This is a genomic window from Bacillus sp. BR3(2024) (assembly GCF_039134555.1).
Classification (GTDB): Bacteria; Bacillota; Bacilli; order Bacillales; family Bacillaceae_G; genus Bacillus_A; species Bacillus_A cereus.
The window spans coordinates 2,077,487-2,093,998 of the sequence record NZ_CP152433.1 but is presented as its reverse complement, the minus strand read 5'-3'; the positions used below and the strand labels follow the sequence as shown (position 1 = coordinate 2,093,998).

The window sequence follows — 16,512 nt, the reverse complement described above, 5'->3', positions numbered from 1 at the left end:
CTCATTTATTCATTAACTACGTAAAAAAAGAGCTGAATTTATCAGCTCTTTTATTCAATATTAATTGTTGTCTTACTACTTTTTTCTTCTTTCAATTTTGGCAATTCAATTGTCAGTACGCCATCTTTATAATTTGCTTTAACATTTTCTTCCTCAACTTGTTTAAAATTAAAGCGTCGAGTTACAGAACCTATAGAACGTTCTTTACGAATATATGTGCCATTCTCATTTTTTTCGTCTACTTCATTATGATTCGTTGCTTGGATCGTTAATATATCTTGTTCAAAATCAACTTGAATGTTTTCTTTTTGAAAACCTGGTAAATCTGCTTTCACAGTATATTTACCAGATTGCTCATGAACATCTACTTTAAAAGTATCCATGTTCAGTGGCTTAAAGAAAGCATCTGTCATCCCTTCTAATAAAGAAGGCCCAAAATCAAAAATGCCATTTTGACGTTTTGTTATCTCTAGAAATAAATTACGCATATTTTTTCCTCCTTATTATTTATGAATGAAAGATTATCTCTTTCTGCCTTTATTATAACATTTGGTCAAAAAAGGTCAAAGTTTTTGTTTGACCTTTTTTGATGTATATTTTACCAAATAAGTTATATGTCATCTCTCCCCTTATAAAGAGGAATATATTTACATAATAACGAATAGTTTATTTGCTCTTATTTTTTCTTACAGAGCTTACATACAATGGGATATATTGAAGAAATTAGAAAAGTTGTCGGATCAAGACCACTCAATCTAACAGGAGTTGCTGTAGCTGTTTTCAATGAACATGGACAAATAAAAGAGACCTTTTTTAAAGGCCTCTTTTTTCACTTCACTTCTGCATGTAAGCATGACTTAAAATGTCCAAGTGCATATTCATGCCCTTGTGCATTAAAAGATGCAACCGCCTTTTCATAAACAACAATTTTAAACCCTTTATTATAAGCATCTACTGCTGTATGAAGAACACAAATATCAGTACAAACACCTACAAGATGAACTTCTTCTATTCCTCTTTCTCTTAGCTTCATCTCTAAATCCGTTCCAGCAAACGCACTGTATCGCGTTTTGTCCATATAATATACATTCTCTGCATTTTTATATGTTTCGTACACATCTTGTAATTCACCAAACAAATCTCTTCCACTTCTACCAGCTATATTATGAGGTGGGAATAACTTTGATTCTGGATGATATACATCATTTTCTTCATGTTTATCAATAGCAAAGACAACGTAATCTCCATTTTCAATATATTGCTTCGTTATATGTACAATTTCCTTCTCAATTTCCTGTCCTGGTTTCCCGCAAGTTAAAGCACCCTTTTCCGCTACAAAATCATATGTATAATCAATATTAATAAGAGCTCGTTTCATAACCACTATCTCTCCTTCTTCTGTTTCACAGTAAACAATAGAAAATTTGTTATTACGACATCGTATGTACTATTCGACATTTCAAATGAAATACCTACATTTTTCTTCTGAAACTTACCTTAGTCCGAGTTTATCATATAATAGATAAACAATGGTAAAACAAATAGCTCCTATTAACAAGTCATGAATTTGATAATTGAGCGTTATTTGCATAAACTCTTGTATCGTAAACCAAATTACTGCCATCATTAGGCTAATCAAAATGATACGAATACACCAATTCACGTATTCAACCTCTTTCTCTGTCATAGTAGTAACAAGTGATTACTTCCTATTTAATCGTATTAGAAAATGAAATAAGTTATTCACTCTTGCACACTCTGTCCAAACAAAAAAGCACACTACTTTTTGAGTAATGTACTTTTTATTCTTATTAAGACGCAGGTTTTGTCTCAAATGTTGCTTGATTAAAACTAATAACCTTTCCTTTCGGGTCATTGTTTTCATACTGAACTGCAGTAATTGTATGACTACCTGTTTCCAGCGTTTTTTCTTTTAACTGCACTGTTGTCTGCGTTGTACTAGTTACTTGATGTTTATCTGTATACATTTGATCTACAAATACGAATGTTTCTTTATCACTTTGAAAATTAGAAAGTTCTAATTCAACTTGCTGAATTAACGTATCCTTTTTGATGAATACAGTCGGTATATTGCCGTTTTCAGAAGTACCATCTGGAGTAATAACTTTTACTTTCCCTTCTCCAATTGACATTGCTCCTTCAGGAAATACAACCATATTCTCATCACTTGCGTTTACAACTTGTTCTTCCTGTTTTGATTGCGCGTCCTCTTTTTCCTGTGGAGCACCGCAACCAACTAATAACAATACAGACAATCCAGTGATTATGAATTTTTTCAAAATTCATCCCCCCTGTAACTTCATTATAATTTATTATACAAAAATAACTTTTAAATTTTGAGACTACTTTCAACACTTTCATGAACAAATAGAATCTTGCTCACGATTAATGTATCATACTTTCCTTAATAGAACATTAATTTTTTTTATGAAATAAATAGTAATTTCCTCTTATCTATCATTTTAGCCCAACATATGAATTACATACCCTCAAAAATAAAAAGACATTGTTAGTTCAATGTCTTTTCTATACAGCAATTAAAAAACAAACGTTGTAATCTCATCTACTTCTTTTCTTGGAAGTTTCTTCGGTTTATCTTTCGGAAATCCGAGTGAAATAACCATATTTATTTGTTTTTCAGGCTCAATTTGTAAATATTGGCGCAGTTCATCTTGAGCTAGCAATACTGGCCCTGTCATTGGACAAGTACCAAGTCCCTTTGCATGTGCAGCTAACATTAAGTTTTGTGCCGCTAAACAGCTACTCTTCATGCCTTCTTCTTCCCAAACTGAATTTGGAACAAAAGCAATTGGATCAAATATCTTTTCACGGAACTTTGATTCATATGGTGTTGCCAAACATACGATTAATACTGGTGCCTCCGAGAAAGCTGTTGCATATGGTCCGAAAGAACGTGTAAGTAATTTCCCTGCTTTCTCTTCTCCATTTTCTGCTGCTTTTTCCGCAAGTTTATGTAATGCATCCCATGTCATTTGTTCAATTTCTTTAATCTTCTCTCGATTCATGATAACTAAGAATTCCCACGTTTGTGAATTCGTATCACTTGGTGCGTAACGAGCACAATCAATTATTTCTTTTATATCATTAGTAGATACTTCTTGATCTGTAAACTTTCTAACACTTCGTCTTCCGTGAATTACTTCTTTAAAATCTTCATAATTCATATATTAAATCCCCTTTTTACAGCGTTTTCAAAACTTATCCTATGCTTGAATTATATCATGAAAAAAAGCCGGAAGAATACCAGCTTTTTTCTTCATGATTAATTTGTCACTTTAAACAAACGAATACTCTCTTCGTATGCAGCTTGTAGTTTTTTCGTAATTGGTCCTCTTTCACCAGCCCCGAACTGTTCATCACCAATTTGAACGACTGGGAATATTTCAAGTGGCGTCGCTGTAAAGAAGCACTCCTCAGCGTCATATACTTCTTGTAATGAAAACTCTCGTTCCTCTACATCGATATGTAACTCTTTCGCTAATGTAATTACATAGTGACGTGTAATACCATGTAAAATGAAATAATCCGCTGGATGTGTAATCACCTTATTATTCTTCACGATAAAGAAATTGGAATGACACCCTTCAGTCACAATACCATCTCGTACTAATATTGCTTCTTGATACCCTTGTTCATTTATTTTGTTTTTGATCATGATATTAGGAAGCAAATTTAAAGATTTTATATGGCAAAACTTCCACCTGATGTCCTCTTCTACTGTCACCTTAATCCCTGCCTCCATTGAAGCAACTGGTCTTGGGAACGAAACAAGATTTGCAAAATATGTCGGTTGTAAATCTGATTCATATACATGATTGCGCGGTTGTGCACCTCTTGATATTTGTAAATATACATTCCCATCTTCTTGAAATTGATTTTTTTCAATCATTTGATATAACTCTTCTACTAATTCTTCCTTCGTAAATGGTGGAATTAGTTTTATTTCTGCCATAGAGTTAAAGAATCGTTCCAAATGTAAATCTAATAAATGAGGCTTGCCATCGTATAGTCTAAATACTTCATAAATCCCATCACCAAATTGGAAGCCTCTCTCTTCTAATGCTACCATCGGCTGTTCTTCTTTCGTATTAATCATTCTCCCATTAAACAAGATCCAATCTTTATGAGTAGCTTTCATTCTTCCCCACTCCTTTATCACATGATTGATTTTATTGTACAACTTATGACACCCTGAAAGAAGGAATTTTCTGTATTTTCACAAACTAAAAATACATCACTTCGTAAAAGTGATGTATTTTATCATTTATTTAAGGAAATATTTTTCAATATCATCTAACATAAGATTCGCAGCTTTAATACCGCCTGCTGTATTCCAGATTACCTCATCCACTTGGAATACTTTATTATTTTTAGAAGCCTGTAGTTGCTTAAAGAGTGGATCTTCTGTCCATTCCTTCGCTAACGAATTTCCTTCATTATTCTTATCTGCATCTTTATCAGACGTGAAATAGAATAAGTAGTCTCCGTCCATATTTGGAATCTGCTCTTTTGTAATTCCTTTTATCGCAAAATCATCTTTATCTTGTAATGGTGGTCGTTTAAATCCAATATCATTTAAAACAACGCCCGAGAATGAGTTTTTTTGATAAATACGAACATCACCTGGCACGAAACGAATAATAGAAACTTTAGAATTTAATTTATCGCCTAACTTCTCTTTCATTCCTTCAATGCGTTTTTTATAATCATCAAGAGCTTTTTGCCCTTCTTTTTCTTTATTTACAGCTTTTGTATAAAGTGTAAAGTTTTCTTTCCAATCACCGCGTAATGTTTCTGCATAAACAGTTGGTGCGATTTCTTTTAGCTGATCATATATTTTTTCATGACGCATTTTATTTCCGATAATTAAATCTGGCTTAAGCTTCATTACAGCCTCTAAATTAATATCACGTTCAGTTCCTACAACTTCCGTGTTTCTTAACTCTTTCGCTAAATGAGGATACCATTCATCACCAGCACGTGGTTTCGTAGTCCCCACTGGCGTTACGCCCACAGCTAGGAGAGCCTCTGCGCCTTCATTTGTTAAAACAACAACTTTTTTAGGTGTGCCATTTACTGTCGTTTCACCCATTGCATGCTTTACCGTATATGAATCTTTTGCTTTCGCTGATATATTATTTTCTTTTTTCTCTTCTTTACTACATCCTGCAATTACAACCATGAGTATCATAATGCAGAACATAATTAGTTTTTTAGTATGTATCATATGTCCTCCCTAGATGAAATCGATTATCATTAACATTTAAAGATTAATGTATCTTACATACATTGTCAATGTATATCAGAAAACTTTTTTAATATATACTATTTAGATTCTATCCGCTTTTCTAATGTTTCTTTTTAAAACATAGTGCATAAGTATGAAAAAAAATGTTGTTATTAAAATGCGTACCCTTGTTATACATAACAAGGATACGCATCCATATTGCACTATCATTTTAATTCCTAATATTGAGTATACTTAATATACGCTGAGTCATTATATACCCACTGATTTCCCCCAAGGTTTAACCAACCATTTTCATTTATATATACTAAATAAGATTCTGGAGAATTTAATTGGCGGATAACTGCAGATGTAGTTGATGGACCACTTCTTAAATTTACATTCATCCCTTGTATATATGCAACCCCAATCGGGCTTCCATCACTATTGCTTGTCTTTACAAAATTAATGTAAGAAGGATCATTATACACCCATTGTCCATTCCCCAAATCTAGCCATCCATTACTTTCTTGATATACAACGTAAGATTCTGGAGAATTTAATTGACGAATAACTGAGGAAGAAGTTGATGGACCATTTCTTAAATTTACATTTTTCCCAAGAACATAAGCGATTCCCTTCGTTTGAGGTGTCGGTTGTGGGTTAGGAGGTTGTGGATTTGGAGTTACTCCAAAAATAGCTGCTATTCCATTTGCATACGCTTGACTTAGATCTTCAATAAATTGTGGATTTTTTAATAAATTTGCATCAAAAGCTGTATCAATAAAAGCAGTCTCAGTTAAAATTGCATCCATTGCGGTTTCTCTTAATACCGCATAATTTTCTTTTTTTGCTCCTCGATCACGAAGACCATATTTTGTTAATACAGGATTGACAGCTGTATGCATTTTTTGTTGCTTTGCATATGCAGTGCTGCTATTGGATAACGCATTATAAATATAACTTTCAAAACCTGTACCCCCGCCGCTATTAATATGAAATGAAATAAAATAATCCGCACTGAAAGCATTAGCAATATTAGCACGTTCAGATAAAGAAATAAACACATCACTATCACGTGTCATTTTAATTGTAATTGGGTAATTTACCGTTAAAATGTCTCGAACGCGTCTAGCAATTTGAAGTGTTAAGTTTTTTTCTACTAAACCATTACCAACAGCACCAGAATCATATCCACCGTGCCCTGCGTCTATAACAAGTTTCATTTTATTGCCCCGCCCCTTTCTTGTAATATGTTTGCATTTCTACTCGTCCTATTTTATGTGAAATGTACAAGTTCTGTTACAATTGCAAATAAAAAAACCGCCTTATGTAAGGCGGTTTCTATCATCTTGCTTTAACCAATTTAAAATAAATATATACGATTGATAGTGAACATAACGTATGCAAAATAAAATAAATAAAAGTGCTATTCCAACACCACTATAAAGTAAACCGAACTTTAAAAAAACATTTACAAGTGGTGGAAAGTTTATTAGATTTTGTAATGTACTAAGCATGCAAAACATAATGAAAAAGACAGGGACGTATTGTAATTCATACGGCTTTTTTTTCTTAATCATTCTTTTCCGAATGATTATATGACATAATTCTGCTACTATAAAGCACCCTCCAATTAATACAAGACCAGAAGTCATCGTCATACATCCACCTGCCTTATATTTATTGTATCGCATAAATAATCATCGTTATATTTTCTTTACATACTCTTCATCTTCTGAAGTAAAACCAAAACTCTCTATGAAAGACTTCGCCTTTTCTGTTAATTTCTCTTGTAGCACTTTTATTTCTTTCACATTTCTTTGTTTCATCATTTCTTCAAATGTAAAATACGTATTTGTACCATAACCGTAACCTTGGTAATCAAAATGAATAATTAGCTGTGATAAAACAGCCCGTTCCTCTTGTACACTATAATCTATTACACCAATATATGTATCATCAACTTTCACACAGTACTGTACCTTTTTCTCACCTAAACTATGCGATTTAAACATTTCTTTAACAACGCTTTCATTTTCTACAGTAACTTTCTCAAACGTAATCATATGTTGTCCATCCTTTTACTATTATTGTATCAATAATACTTCCTATTTATGAAAAAAACCTTAAGACCGTATGCGATCTTAAGGTTTTTCTAATTAAACTAAGCTATACGCACGTTTTGTTTCTTCATGGAACTTATTCGTATCGTATTTATGCTCAACATAAATTTGGTGCCATACCATAAACGCAAGTACAGTCCAAATTTTACGGCTATAATCGCCTTTATCTGCACAATGTGCTTCCAGTAAGTTTAATACATACTGTTTGTCGATTAAATGCTCTGTCTTACTTTCGTTTATAATATTTATAGCCCAATCATGCATTTCGTCTTTTAACCAGTGACGAATTGGTACTGGGAATCCAAGTTTTTTACGATCTAATACGTGATCTGGAACGATTCCGCGTGCTGCTTCACGTAAAATAGCTTTCGTAGTTCCGTTAGCAATCTTAAATTCAGTTGGAATTTTAGATGCAACATCGAATACTTCTTTATCTAAGAACGGTACACGAAGTTCTAATGAGTTTGCCATTGTCATTTTATCAGCTTTTAATAAAATGTCACCGCGTAACCATGTGAACATGTCAATGTACTGCATTTTACTTACATCATCATAATCTTTAATCTCGTTATACAATGGTTTCGTGATATCCATATAGTTAACACTTTCATTGTAATACTTCATTAATTCAGCTTTTTCTTCTTCACGGAAGATTTTAGCATTTCCATAGTAACGCTCTTCAATTGGTGTACATCCACGCTCTAGGAAGCTCTTACCTTTAAATCCTTCTTTAAGAGCACCACTTAATGCTTTTAGAACGCTCTTACCTGGACTAGGAATGTAAGAGAACATTTTTAGTGAGTTTGGCTCACGGTAAATGTTATAACCACCAAATAGCTCGTCTGCGCCTTCACCAGAAAGAACAACTGTTACATGTTTACGTGCTTCTTTCGCAACGAAGTACAATGGTACAGCTGCTGGATCAGCTAAAGGATCATCCATATGCCAAATGATTTTTGGGAACTCATCCATAAATTCTTTCGCTGAAATGAATACGTTATGGTTTTTAACGCCTAATTTCTCAGCAGTTTCTTTCGCAACATCAACTTCACTGAAACCACGTTGCTCAAAACCAACAGAGAATGTTAAAAGATTTGGATTCATTTCTCTTGCGATAGAAGCGATGATAGATGAATCGATACCACCAGATAAGAATGAACCTACTGGTACATCACTACGCATATGCACTTTTACTGAATCATATAACACATCACGAATTGCTTGGATATGCTCCTCTTTCGTTGCACTTGAAGCGTTGAAATAAGGTTTCCAGTAGCGATGGATTTCCATCTCTTTACCGATTTCTTTTACGAAATAATGACCAGGCTCGATTTTATTAACATCAATTGTTAAAGTTTCTGGCTCTGGACCATATTGGTACGTAAAGTAATGTTGTAGTGACGTTGGATTAACGCCTTTATCTTCCATCACATGCATAATACTTTTCTTCTCAGATGCGAAGAATGTAGTATCACCTTGTTGTGCGATGTATAAAGGTTTAATACCGAAGTGATCACGTGCACCGAAAAGTTTCTTTTCTTCACGATCCCAAATCATAAATGCAAACATACCACGAAGGTAATCTACACATTTTTCTTTCATATGTGCATACAATGCAATGATAACTTCTGTATCAGATTGCGTTGCAAACGTTGCACCTTTTTCAAGTAACATTTCACGTAATTCTACATAGTTGTAAATTTCACCATTAAAAATAATTACATATCGATCATTTTCATAAGTTAGCGGCTGATGTCCTGCCTCTAAGTCAATGATGCTTAAACGGCGGAAGCCAAATTGTACATGTTCATCACGAAAATATCCTTCGTCATCTGGACCACGGTGGAAAATCATCGTGTTCATATTTTCAAATTGATGTTTTTCTGTTTCTGAAAACTCTCTAGGGTTTTCACATAAACATCCTACAAAACCACACATACTTCTTACCCTCTTTCAGTTTTCATTCTGTCTCTATACTACTATATCAACCCTATTTATACTAGCATAATCAACTGAATATGGCGACCAAAAACTATAAAAAAATCACTCCATTTCACATTTTTAACAATTTTTTATGAAAACATGAAAACTAGGCACTCACCTTTCTCCGCTTTTGTCATATGATATTGCAAATTGATTTCTAGGAGGGAATACCATGAGTGAAGAAAAAAAAGATTCTTCTCGCCCACCGGTTCGTAATTACTTAAAGCAAATTGATGATTTCTTCGAGCAAACACCTCTTCGCAATGTAATCGCTGATTTAAATCATTTTTTCCAAAAAGGAAACCGTTTATTAACATTCCCTGTAGATTTATATGAAGTTGGTGAAGAACTCGTTGTTACAGCTGAACTACCAGGTATACAAAAAGAACAAATCCAAATTGAAATACAAAGTGAATACTTAAAAGTCTCTGTAAAAGAAGAGATACTTGAAGAGGAAGAAGAACAAACATCCCATAACTATTATCGCCGAGAACGTTCCATTTCAGAAGCATCAAGATTGATTAAATTGCCGTATTCAATTAATAAAAAAGCGGCAAAAGCTTCTTATCAAAACGGCGTATTAGAAATTCGGGCGCCGAAACTTCCCCAGCAACATGACATTTTATCGATAGACTAATGCAAAAAAATAAGGGTGCTATGCACCCTTATTTTCAACCCACTAATCGCTTCATATCACGTATAATGTCTTCGTATGGCGTATTACTAATGCCACTATACTTTTTCATTACTTTTCCGTTTTGATCAATTAAATAAAATGATGTACCATGCATGACCTGACCGTTCTCCGGCTTATCTACAAGTGATTGGAAATTATCTTTTGAAAACTTTGTAATATCTTCTAACGAATACCCCGTTAATAAATTCCAGTTACTAGTATCCTCTGTAAACTTTTGAATAAAAGCTTTCAGATTTTCTGGCTTATCAAGGTCTGGATCTACACTAAATGAAACAAACTGAACGTCTAATTTCTCTTCTTTTGCCATCTTTTGGAGCTTGGCCATATTTGCAGTCATTGGTGGACAAACTGTCTGACAATTTGTGAACATAAAATCTGCAACCCAAACTTTCCCTTTTAAATCTTTTGTACCAAATTGCTTTCCATCTTGATTTGTAAATTGGAAGGTTTCTAAATCCCAATTTAATGGTTTACGAAGCTTTGAACCTGATTCACTACATCCAGCAAGTACAAAGAGACAAAATACAACCATAAGACCAATTATTTTTTGATAACGCTTCATTTATAAACCTCTTTTCTCTATCCTAAATTTAAATAGGTTATGTTTATAATAACAAAAGTTAACACTACGAGAAAATTGTTTACTACATTTGTTCACGAAATCGTACGAATTTACGTATGTTACTTTTTTATTTCAAGCGAATTACTAGACAAAATATATTTTTTTACTATTATTTCTCTAAATAAAAGTGATAAAACTAATTTTATTGTTACTTTTGTAAATACCTCTCCCTATTTTTTAACAATTCCTTAAACATTAATCCATGTTTTACACTGTATTCCTTAACAACATTTCGGTACAATACAAATACAACGATTTTAAATGAGGTGATGTTCATGGCAAAGCGCTATGAAAATATGGATAATGTTAGTACAAAAAAATCAATTCGCTCTTTTTTACGCTGGCATAAAGAACGAAAGCAAAACAAAAAAGATTTTTCTTTCTTAGTAGAACAATCACCCGTTAAACAAAGTGCATTTTTGCAAAGTAATGTTGAAAAAACGACTATCACATGGATTGGGCATTCCACTTTTCTTATCCAAACGAATGGACTTAATATATTAACAGATCCAGTATGGGCTAATAAATTAAAGCTAGTTCCAAGACTTACAGAACCTGGACTCTCTATAGAAGCACTACCTAAAATTGATATTGTCCTTATTTCACATGGTCATTATGATCATTTAGATTTTTCAACTCTTCGTCAGTTGAATGATGATGTTCTATATCTTGTACCTATTGGATTAAAAAAATTATTTACTCGTAAGAAATTTAAACATGTAGAAGAGTATAAATGGTGGGAAAGTACGATAATTAACGAAGTTTCTTTTCACTTCGTACCCGCTCAGCACTGGACGAGAAGATTCTTATTTGATATGAATACGTCTCACTGGGGTGGATGGATTATTGATAATGAAACGACTATGGAAACCATATATTTTTGTGGTGACAGTGGCTATTTCCAAGGTTTCAAAGAAATTGGTGAACGCTTTTTAATTGATATTGCTCTTATGCCCATTGGCGCTTATGAACCAGAATGGTTTATGAAAGTATCTCATGTTTCACCTGAAGAGGCCGTGCAAGCTTATTTAGATTTAAACGCTACACATTTTATACCAATGCATTACGGAGCTTTTGCACTCGCCGATGAAACACCTCGTGAAGCAATAACTAGACTTCGAAATAATTGGAATTTGCGCATGTTACCGTGGGAACAACTGCATGTACTCTTTTTAGGTCAAACTTTTATTTATAGTAACGCAACAAATAATAAGCAAATAAACGAAAAAATTGAAACTTTACATGTGTAACGTAATGACTGATTTTCTATATCCAACATATAATATAGAAAATCCTATAGTGAAACTTTAATTAGTGGGTTTTCTTCATCCCCACTGATTATTTGCCTTCACCAATCAAGCTTTTACGGGCAGCCCGCTACCTAACCTCTTTGCTCCAGCTAAATTTGAGGTAGAGAGTTTTACTGTCCACAAATAGCGGGATAAAGGGTGTTTTCTATGAATGAATATTTACAGACTCGCTATATCATTAGCGGTAGTGCCTGTGTAGCTCTTCTTATTTCTTACTTTCTATTTACATAAAAAAGCTACTTGAAATATATTTTCAAGTAGCTTTTTTATTACTCTGCTAAATACATAAATCCGATTGCGCCCGGACCTGTATGAGTACTAATAATAGGCGTTGTATAGAAAATTTCTGATTGAGCAAATCCACTTACTTTTTCAACCGCCGCTTTCATACTTTCAGCTAAAGGAATTGCTTTCGCATGCGGAATTGCAACAGCTTTTACGACTTTTCCAGCCGTATCTTGCTCAAATAACTTAGCTAATGTTTTTACAATTTGGCCTTGGCTACGAACTTTCGTTACAGGATTATAAACACCGTCTTCAAGACTAGCAATTGGCTTTATATTAAGTAGAGAACCGATAAACGCTTTTCCTTTACCGATACGTCCACCCTTCACTAAGTTTTCTAATGTATCCACTACTACATATAAACGAGTATTCTTTCTTACTTCATCTACACGTTTTAAAATTTCTTCTAGTGAGCGTCCGTCATTTGCCATTTTTGCAGCTTCAATTACTTGATATGCTAAAGCATGTGTAATAAATTGAGAATCAACAACTGTTACTTTTGTATCAGTCATTGATGCAGCGCTATTTGCAGTTGCTACAGTACCGCTCATTCCACTTGTCATATGGATAGAAAGGACTTCGCTTCCATCTTCCCCTAGCTTGTCATACATTTCTACAAATGTACCCATAGCTGGTTGTGATGTTTTTGGTAATTCCTCTGATTTAATCATTTCTTCAATAAATTCGTCAGGTTGTAAATCAACGCGATCTAAATATGTTTGTCCATTTACAGAGATTGATAATGGTAAAACATGAATGTCATACTTTTCGATTACGTCTTGTGATAAATCTGCCGTTGAATCTGTTACAATTTTAATTTTTTGCATACTATACTTCTTCCCTTTCCAATACGCTCTCCTTGTTATTATACTAGTATTCCCATTGCTTTCAACAATTTGGAACGAAATTTCATCAAATTAATTATATTTTCATATCTAAAATGAAAAAGACAGAGTTTACTAACCCTGTCCGTACTTCGTATCATGCATTTTTTTCAAGGGTATTTGTTTTATATACATTTAAATAATCATTCCACTTCAAACAATTTTGTAAATATTCACGGAAAGAATACGAAAATCTTGGGTGTTTTTGTTTTTGAATTTTTGCAATAAATAATTGAAGACGAGACTGAATTAGAAACGATAATGGATGCTGTGCCTGTAGGACAGGGATTTCGAATATTTTAATGCAATCCCCTGTTGAATGAGTGAAATAAAAACTTTTCGTAATCACAATATCAATCCTCTTTTTCATTGGATTTTTGAACTTCCTCTACTTTGCGCTGTAACACGTTGTTTAAAGTGGAGTAAAATCAGACTTATATGATTTCTGTAGTCCTTATGGCTAGAAGATTTATACTCTATTCATCTCCACCTAATTCACCTTCCCGTCCTAAATATCTCTGAGACGGGAATCTCATTATCCATCAATTGTTTAATACATTTAGTATAAGCTTATAAAAGCGCAAAGTTTGTCTAAATTTTGGAGATTCTATAATTTTTTTCTTCTATATATTGTATACGTTTATAGCTATAGTATAACAAATAAATAAAAAAGTGCCTTTATAACGAGGCACTTTTCGACTGCATTTCTTCTCTTTTCTTTTTCCTCTTACTAACAACCTTTGATAACGCAATACTTACTTCATAAATACAAATAAGCGGCACTGCAACTAAACTATGAGATAAAAAGTCTGGCGGTGATATACAAGATGCAATGATAATTAATGCTACGTAAGCATACCTTCTTATTTTTATTAAAAATTCCGCCGTAAGTATTCCAATACTAGTTAAAAACATTACAACGACTGGCAATTCAAAAATCACAGCAAATGGAACTGTTAAATTAAGTACAAAATGAAAATACTTTTCTGTCGTAAACATCGTATTAAACATTTCATTACCTATCGTAGTTAAAAAGTGAAATAGAAACGGCATTACAATAAAGTATCCAAAACATAAACCTGCAATAAATAATATAGACAATACCGGTATATACATTATTGTCATCTTTTGTTCATTTGGATGTAAACCCGGTTTTACAAATAACCAAATTTGTATAGCAGCAAAAGGAATTGTACAAACGATAGCAAATACTGTAGCAATCGAGAAAAAAATCCACAATACATCACTTGGACCGAGAACAGTTAATTTCATTGGTAAATCTTTTACAAGCCAAAAATAAATATCCTTTGTAAAAGTAAATCCAATAATTAAAAATAGTACAAAGGATAACACCGTATATATTACTCTTTTTCGAAGCTCAACAATATGTTCTACTACGCTCATTTCCCGATTTTCCATCTCGTTCACCACACTTTATTTATCCATTACAAGGAAAATACACTACATTTTTTCTTTCTTTTCCTTTTCTTGAAATGCGTCATCTGTCAATTCTTTCGTTGATTTTTTAAACTCTTTTAACGTTTCCCCTAAAGCCTTCCCGATTTCCGGCAATTTTTTAGGTCCAAATAAAATGAGTACTGCTACTAAAATTAAAATTAACCCTGGAAAGCCAATATTTGAAAACATTTCCCCATCCCCTTTATTAGTAGTTTCCTTGTCCTACTATTACATAATTTTATTTTGTCAAAAAAGTTTGAAAACGTCAACAAATCCATTGTCTTTTGTCAAAAAAATTCAAAAATATAATCAATTATACAAATTTCATTTTCTATTGCTCTTGTGTATGATATGGTAAGGGAAATGACATATTATTTTATGATAGTAGAAAGGATTTGCATTATGACTGAGAAAATGACACGAATGACCCAATTTGTAAAAGAAGAAATTGCAAATGCAATTACACATGGTATCGGTGCCATTTTAAGCATCCCTGCCTTAATCATATTGATTATTCATGCTTCTAAGCACGGTACCGCATCAGCCGTAATTGCATTTACTGTTTATGGTGTAAGTATGTTCTTACTGTACTTGTTTTCAACATTGCTACATAGCATTCATCATCCTAAAGTAGAAAAAATATTTACTATTTTAGATCATTCAGCCATTTACTTATTGATTGCTGGCACGTATACTCCTTTTCTACTTATTACACTTCGTGGCCCATTAGGATGGACGTTGCTTGCTATAATATGGACACTAGCAATCGGAGGTATCGTCTTCAAAATTTTCTTTGTACGTCGCTTTATTAAGGCATCAACGCTATGTTATATCATAATGGGATGGCTCATAATCGTTGCTATTAAACCACTTTATGAAAATCTAACTGGACATGGTTTTTCACTACTTTTAGCAGGTGGAATTTTATATTCTGTCGGAGCTATATTCTTCCTTTGGGAAAAGCTACCTTTCAACCATGCCATATGGCACCTGTTCGTTTTAGGTGGTAGTGCGATGATGTTCTTCTGTGTACTCTTTTATGTCTTACCTACAGCATAATAAAAAGGATTCAGCTTACGATAAGCTGAATCCTTTTTTATTACTTATGTAATTGTGATGCAATAACTTCCTGTGTATGCTTCGTTAATTCTTTAATATCCATATTCGCATAATCTTCAGGTGTAATCGGCTTAGAAATTGTTACTGTTGCATGAGCTGGCTTCATACGATTTCCATTCGCTTCAAACATCTCATATGTACCATCTAACGTTACAGGTAAAATTGCTACACCTGACTTTACTGCAAGATGAAAACTACCAGCCTTAAACTCTCCAACTTCGCCGCCCTTACTTCTCGTTCCTTCAGGGAAAATTACGATAGAATGTCCATTCTTTAATAGTTCAATTCCATCTTTAATCGCTTGAAGAGATTGACGACGATCGCTACGATCCATAAATACGCAATTCATAAGTTCCATCCAAGTTGGTACAACTGGGAACTTTTTAATCTCTGCCTTTGAAACGAATCCAATTGGTTTATTTAAGTAACCTAGTAAAACAGGGATATCCATATTACTTTGGTGATTACTTACAACTAGTACTGGCTTGTCTTTCGGAACATTTTCAAGTCCTTTCACTTCTACTGCCCCTCCAGCTACACGTACCATTTTCTTACCAAACCAATTTGTCGTTTTATACACAGCATTGTCTTTTTCTTTTGGCGCCATCGTATTTACTTGTCTTTTAAGACGCCACATTCTCGGTGTAATCGCAATTACGATTAAAATTAAATAAAAGATTTTAAAAAACGTTTGAATCATACAGAACCCCCACCTATTATCATTCCGACCTTCATTATACTAGACAAACGAAGGAAAAA

At 33.4% G+C, this 16,512-nt stretch carries 20 protein-coding genes and 1 pseudogene; 4 read left to right on the top strand and 17 right to left on the bottom strand.

What is annotated here, in order from left to right; all coding sequences use genetic code 11:
- Window positions 1–50 precede the first annotated feature (50 nt).
- Window positions 51–488 carry an Hsp20/alpha crystallin family protein gene (locus V7S45_RS10905; protein ID WP_025687400.1) on the bottom strand — a complete coding sequence of 146 codons (438 nt, stop codon included), beginning with the start codon at window positions 486–488 and terminating at the stop codon, window positions 51–53.
- A gap of 216 nt (window positions 489–704) precedes the next feature.
- On the opposite strand from V7S45_RS10905, the pseudogene V7S45_RS10900 reads away from it, so the two are divergent.
- Window positions 705–800: pseudogene (locus V7S45_RS10900) on the top strand (DNA mismatch repair protein MutT); the annotation flags it as partial.
- Between the two features lie 29 nt (window positions 801–829).
- Here V7S45_RS10900 and V7S45_RS10895 read toward each other — a convergent pair.
- The 10 genes from V7S45_RS10895 to asnB form a co-directional block, all read right to left on the bottom strand.
- Window positions 830–1,378, bottom strand: coding sequence for an isochorismatase family cysteine hydrolase (locus V7S45_RS10895; RefSeq protein ID WP_025687399.1), 549 nt, complete (start codon window positions 1,376–1,378; stop codon window positions 830–832).
- A 114-nt stretch (window positions 1,379–1,492) separates the two neighbouring features.
- Window positions 1,493–1,687, bottom strand: coding sequence for a hypothetical protein (locus V7S45_RS10890; protein ID WP_025687398.1), 195 nt, complete (start codon window positions 1,685–1,687; stop codon window positions 1,493–1,495).
- Between the two features lie 124 nt (window positions 1,688–1,811).
- Entirely contained in the window at window positions 1,812–2,300 is a 489-nt protein-coding gene (locus V7S45_RS10885) for a hypothetical protein (protein ID WP_000713496.1), read from the bottom strand.
- 258 nt (window positions 2,301–2,558) lie between these two features.
- Entirely contained in the window at window positions 2,559–3,206 is a 648-nt protein-coding gene (locus V7S45_RS10880) for a nitroreductase family protein (protein ID WP_025687397.1), read from the bottom strand.
- Between the two features lie 98 nt (window positions 3,207–3,304).
- On the bottom strand, window positions 3,305–4,180 hold the full coding sequence (dat, locus tag V7S45_RS10875; RefSeq protein ID WP_088346068.1) for a D-amino-acid transaminase: 876 nt from the start codon (window positions 4,178–4,180) through the stop codon (window positions 3,305–3,307).
- 126 nt (window positions 4,181–4,306) lie between these two features.
- Window positions 4,307–5,269: an iron-siderophore ABC transporter substrate-binding protein gene (locus tag V7S45_RS10870; protein WP_025687395.1), complete on the bottom strand. Its 963-nt coding sequence runs from the start codon at window positions 5,267–5,269 to the stop codon at window positions 4,307–4,309.
- A gap of 239 nt (window positions 5,270–5,508) precedes the next feature.
- Window positions 5,509–6,495: an N-acetylmuramoyl-L-alanine amidase gene (locus tag V7S45_RS10865; RefSeq protein WP_000779892.1), complete on the bottom strand. Its 987-nt coding sequence runs from the start codon at window positions 6,493–6,495 to the stop codon at window positions 5,509–5,511.
- Between the two features lie 102 nt (window positions 6,496–6,597).
- Window positions 6,598–6,927, bottom strand: a complete 330-nt coding sequence (locus V7S45_RS10860; RefSeq protein WP_000200455.1) for a hypothetical protein — start codon at window positions 6,925–6,927, stop codon at window positions 6,598–6,600.
- 51 nt (window positions 6,928–6,978) lie between these two features.
- Complete coding sequence (locus V7S45_RS10855) at window positions 6,979–7,338, bottom strand: GNAT family N-acetyltransferase (RefSeq protein ID WP_000627523.1); 360 nt, start codon at window positions 7,336–7,338, stop codon at window positions 6,979–6,981.
- A gap of 93 nt (window positions 7,339–7,431) precedes the next feature.
- Complete coding sequence (gene asnB / locus V7S45_RS10850; protein WP_000333816.1) at window positions 7,432–9,333, bottom strand: asparagine synthase (glutamine-hydrolyzing); 1,902 nt, start codon at window positions 9,331–9,333, stop codon at window positions 7,432–7,434.
- A gap of 217 nt (window positions 9,334–9,550) precedes the next feature.
- Here asnB and V7S45_RS10845 point away from each other — a divergent pair, with 217 nt between their 5' ends.
- On the top strand, window positions 9,551–10,015 hold the full coding sequence (locus V7S45_RS10845) for an Hsp20/alpha crystallin family protein (RefSeq protein ID WP_001288085.1): 465 nt from the start codon (window positions 9,551–9,553) through the stop codon (window positions 10,013–10,015).
- 34 nt (window positions 10,016–10,049) lie between these two features.
- Here V7S45_RS10845 and V7S45_RS10840 read toward each other — a convergent pair whose 3' ends face one another.
- On the bottom strand, window positions 10,050–10,637 hold the full coding sequence (locus V7S45_RS10840) for an SCO family protein (RefSeq protein ID WP_000833335.1): 588 nt from the start codon (window positions 10,635–10,637) through the stop codon (window positions 10,050–10,052).
- 335 nt (window positions 10,638–10,972) lie between these two features.
- On the opposite strand from V7S45_RS10840, the gene V7S45_RS10835 reads away from it, so the two are divergent.
- On the top strand, window positions 10,973–11,947 hold the full coding sequence (locus tag V7S45_RS10835) for an MBL fold metallo-hydrolase (protein ID WP_025687394.1): 975 nt from the start codon (window positions 10,973–10,975) through the stop codon (window positions 11,945–11,947).
- Between the two features lie 329 nt (window positions 11,948–12,276).
- Here V7S45_RS10835 and V7S45_RS10830 read toward each other — a convergent pair whose 3' ends face one another.
- From V7S45_RS10830 to V7S45_RS10815, 4 genes are all read right to left on the bottom strand, one after another.
- Window positions 12,277–13,119 carry a DegV family protein gene (locus V7S45_RS10830; RefSeq protein WP_001169470.1) on the bottom strand — a complete coding sequence of 281 codons (843 nt, stop codon included), beginning with the start codon at window positions 13,117–13,119 and terminating at the stop codon, window positions 12,277–12,279.
- 154 nt (window positions 13,120–13,273) lie between these two features.
- On the bottom strand, window positions 13,274–13,525 hold the full coding sequence (locus V7S45_RS10825; protein WP_000629012.1) for a DUF2535 family protein: 252 nt from the start codon (window positions 13,523–13,525) through the stop codon (window positions 13,274–13,276).
- A gap of 329 nt (window positions 13,526–13,854) precedes the next feature.
- Window positions 13,855–14,595: a twin-arginine translocase subunit TatC gene (gene tatC, locus V7S45_RS10820; RefSeq protein WP_000431523.1), complete on the bottom strand. Its 741-nt coding sequence runs from the start codon at window positions 14,593–14,595 to the stop codon at window positions 13,855–13,857.
- A gap of 42 nt (window positions 14,596–14,637) precedes the next feature.
- On the bottom strand, window positions 14,638–14,823 hold the full coding sequence (locus V7S45_RS10815) for a twin-arginine translocase TatA/TatE family subunit (RefSeq protein ID WP_000492443.1): 186 nt from the start codon (window positions 14,821–14,823) through the stop codon (window positions 14,638–14,640).
- 213 nt (window positions 14,824–15,036) lie between these two features.
- Here V7S45_RS10815 and V7S45_RS10810 point away from each other — a divergent pair, with 213 nt between their 5' ends.
- On the top strand, window positions 15,037–15,693 hold the full coding sequence (locus V7S45_RS10810; RefSeq protein WP_025687393.1) for a hemolysin III family protein: 657 nt from the start codon (window positions 15,037–15,039) through the stop codon (window positions 15,691–15,693).
- Between the two features lie 40 nt (window positions 15,694–15,733).
- Here V7S45_RS10810 and V7S45_RS10805 read toward each other — a convergent pair whose 3' ends face one another.
- A complete protein-coding gene (locus V7S45_RS10805; RefSeq protein WP_025687392.1) occupies window positions 15,734–16,453 on the bottom strand; it encodes a lysophospholipid acyltransferase family protein in 720 nt (239 codons plus the stop codon).
- Between the last annotated feature and the right edge of the window lie 59 nt (window positions 16,454–16,512).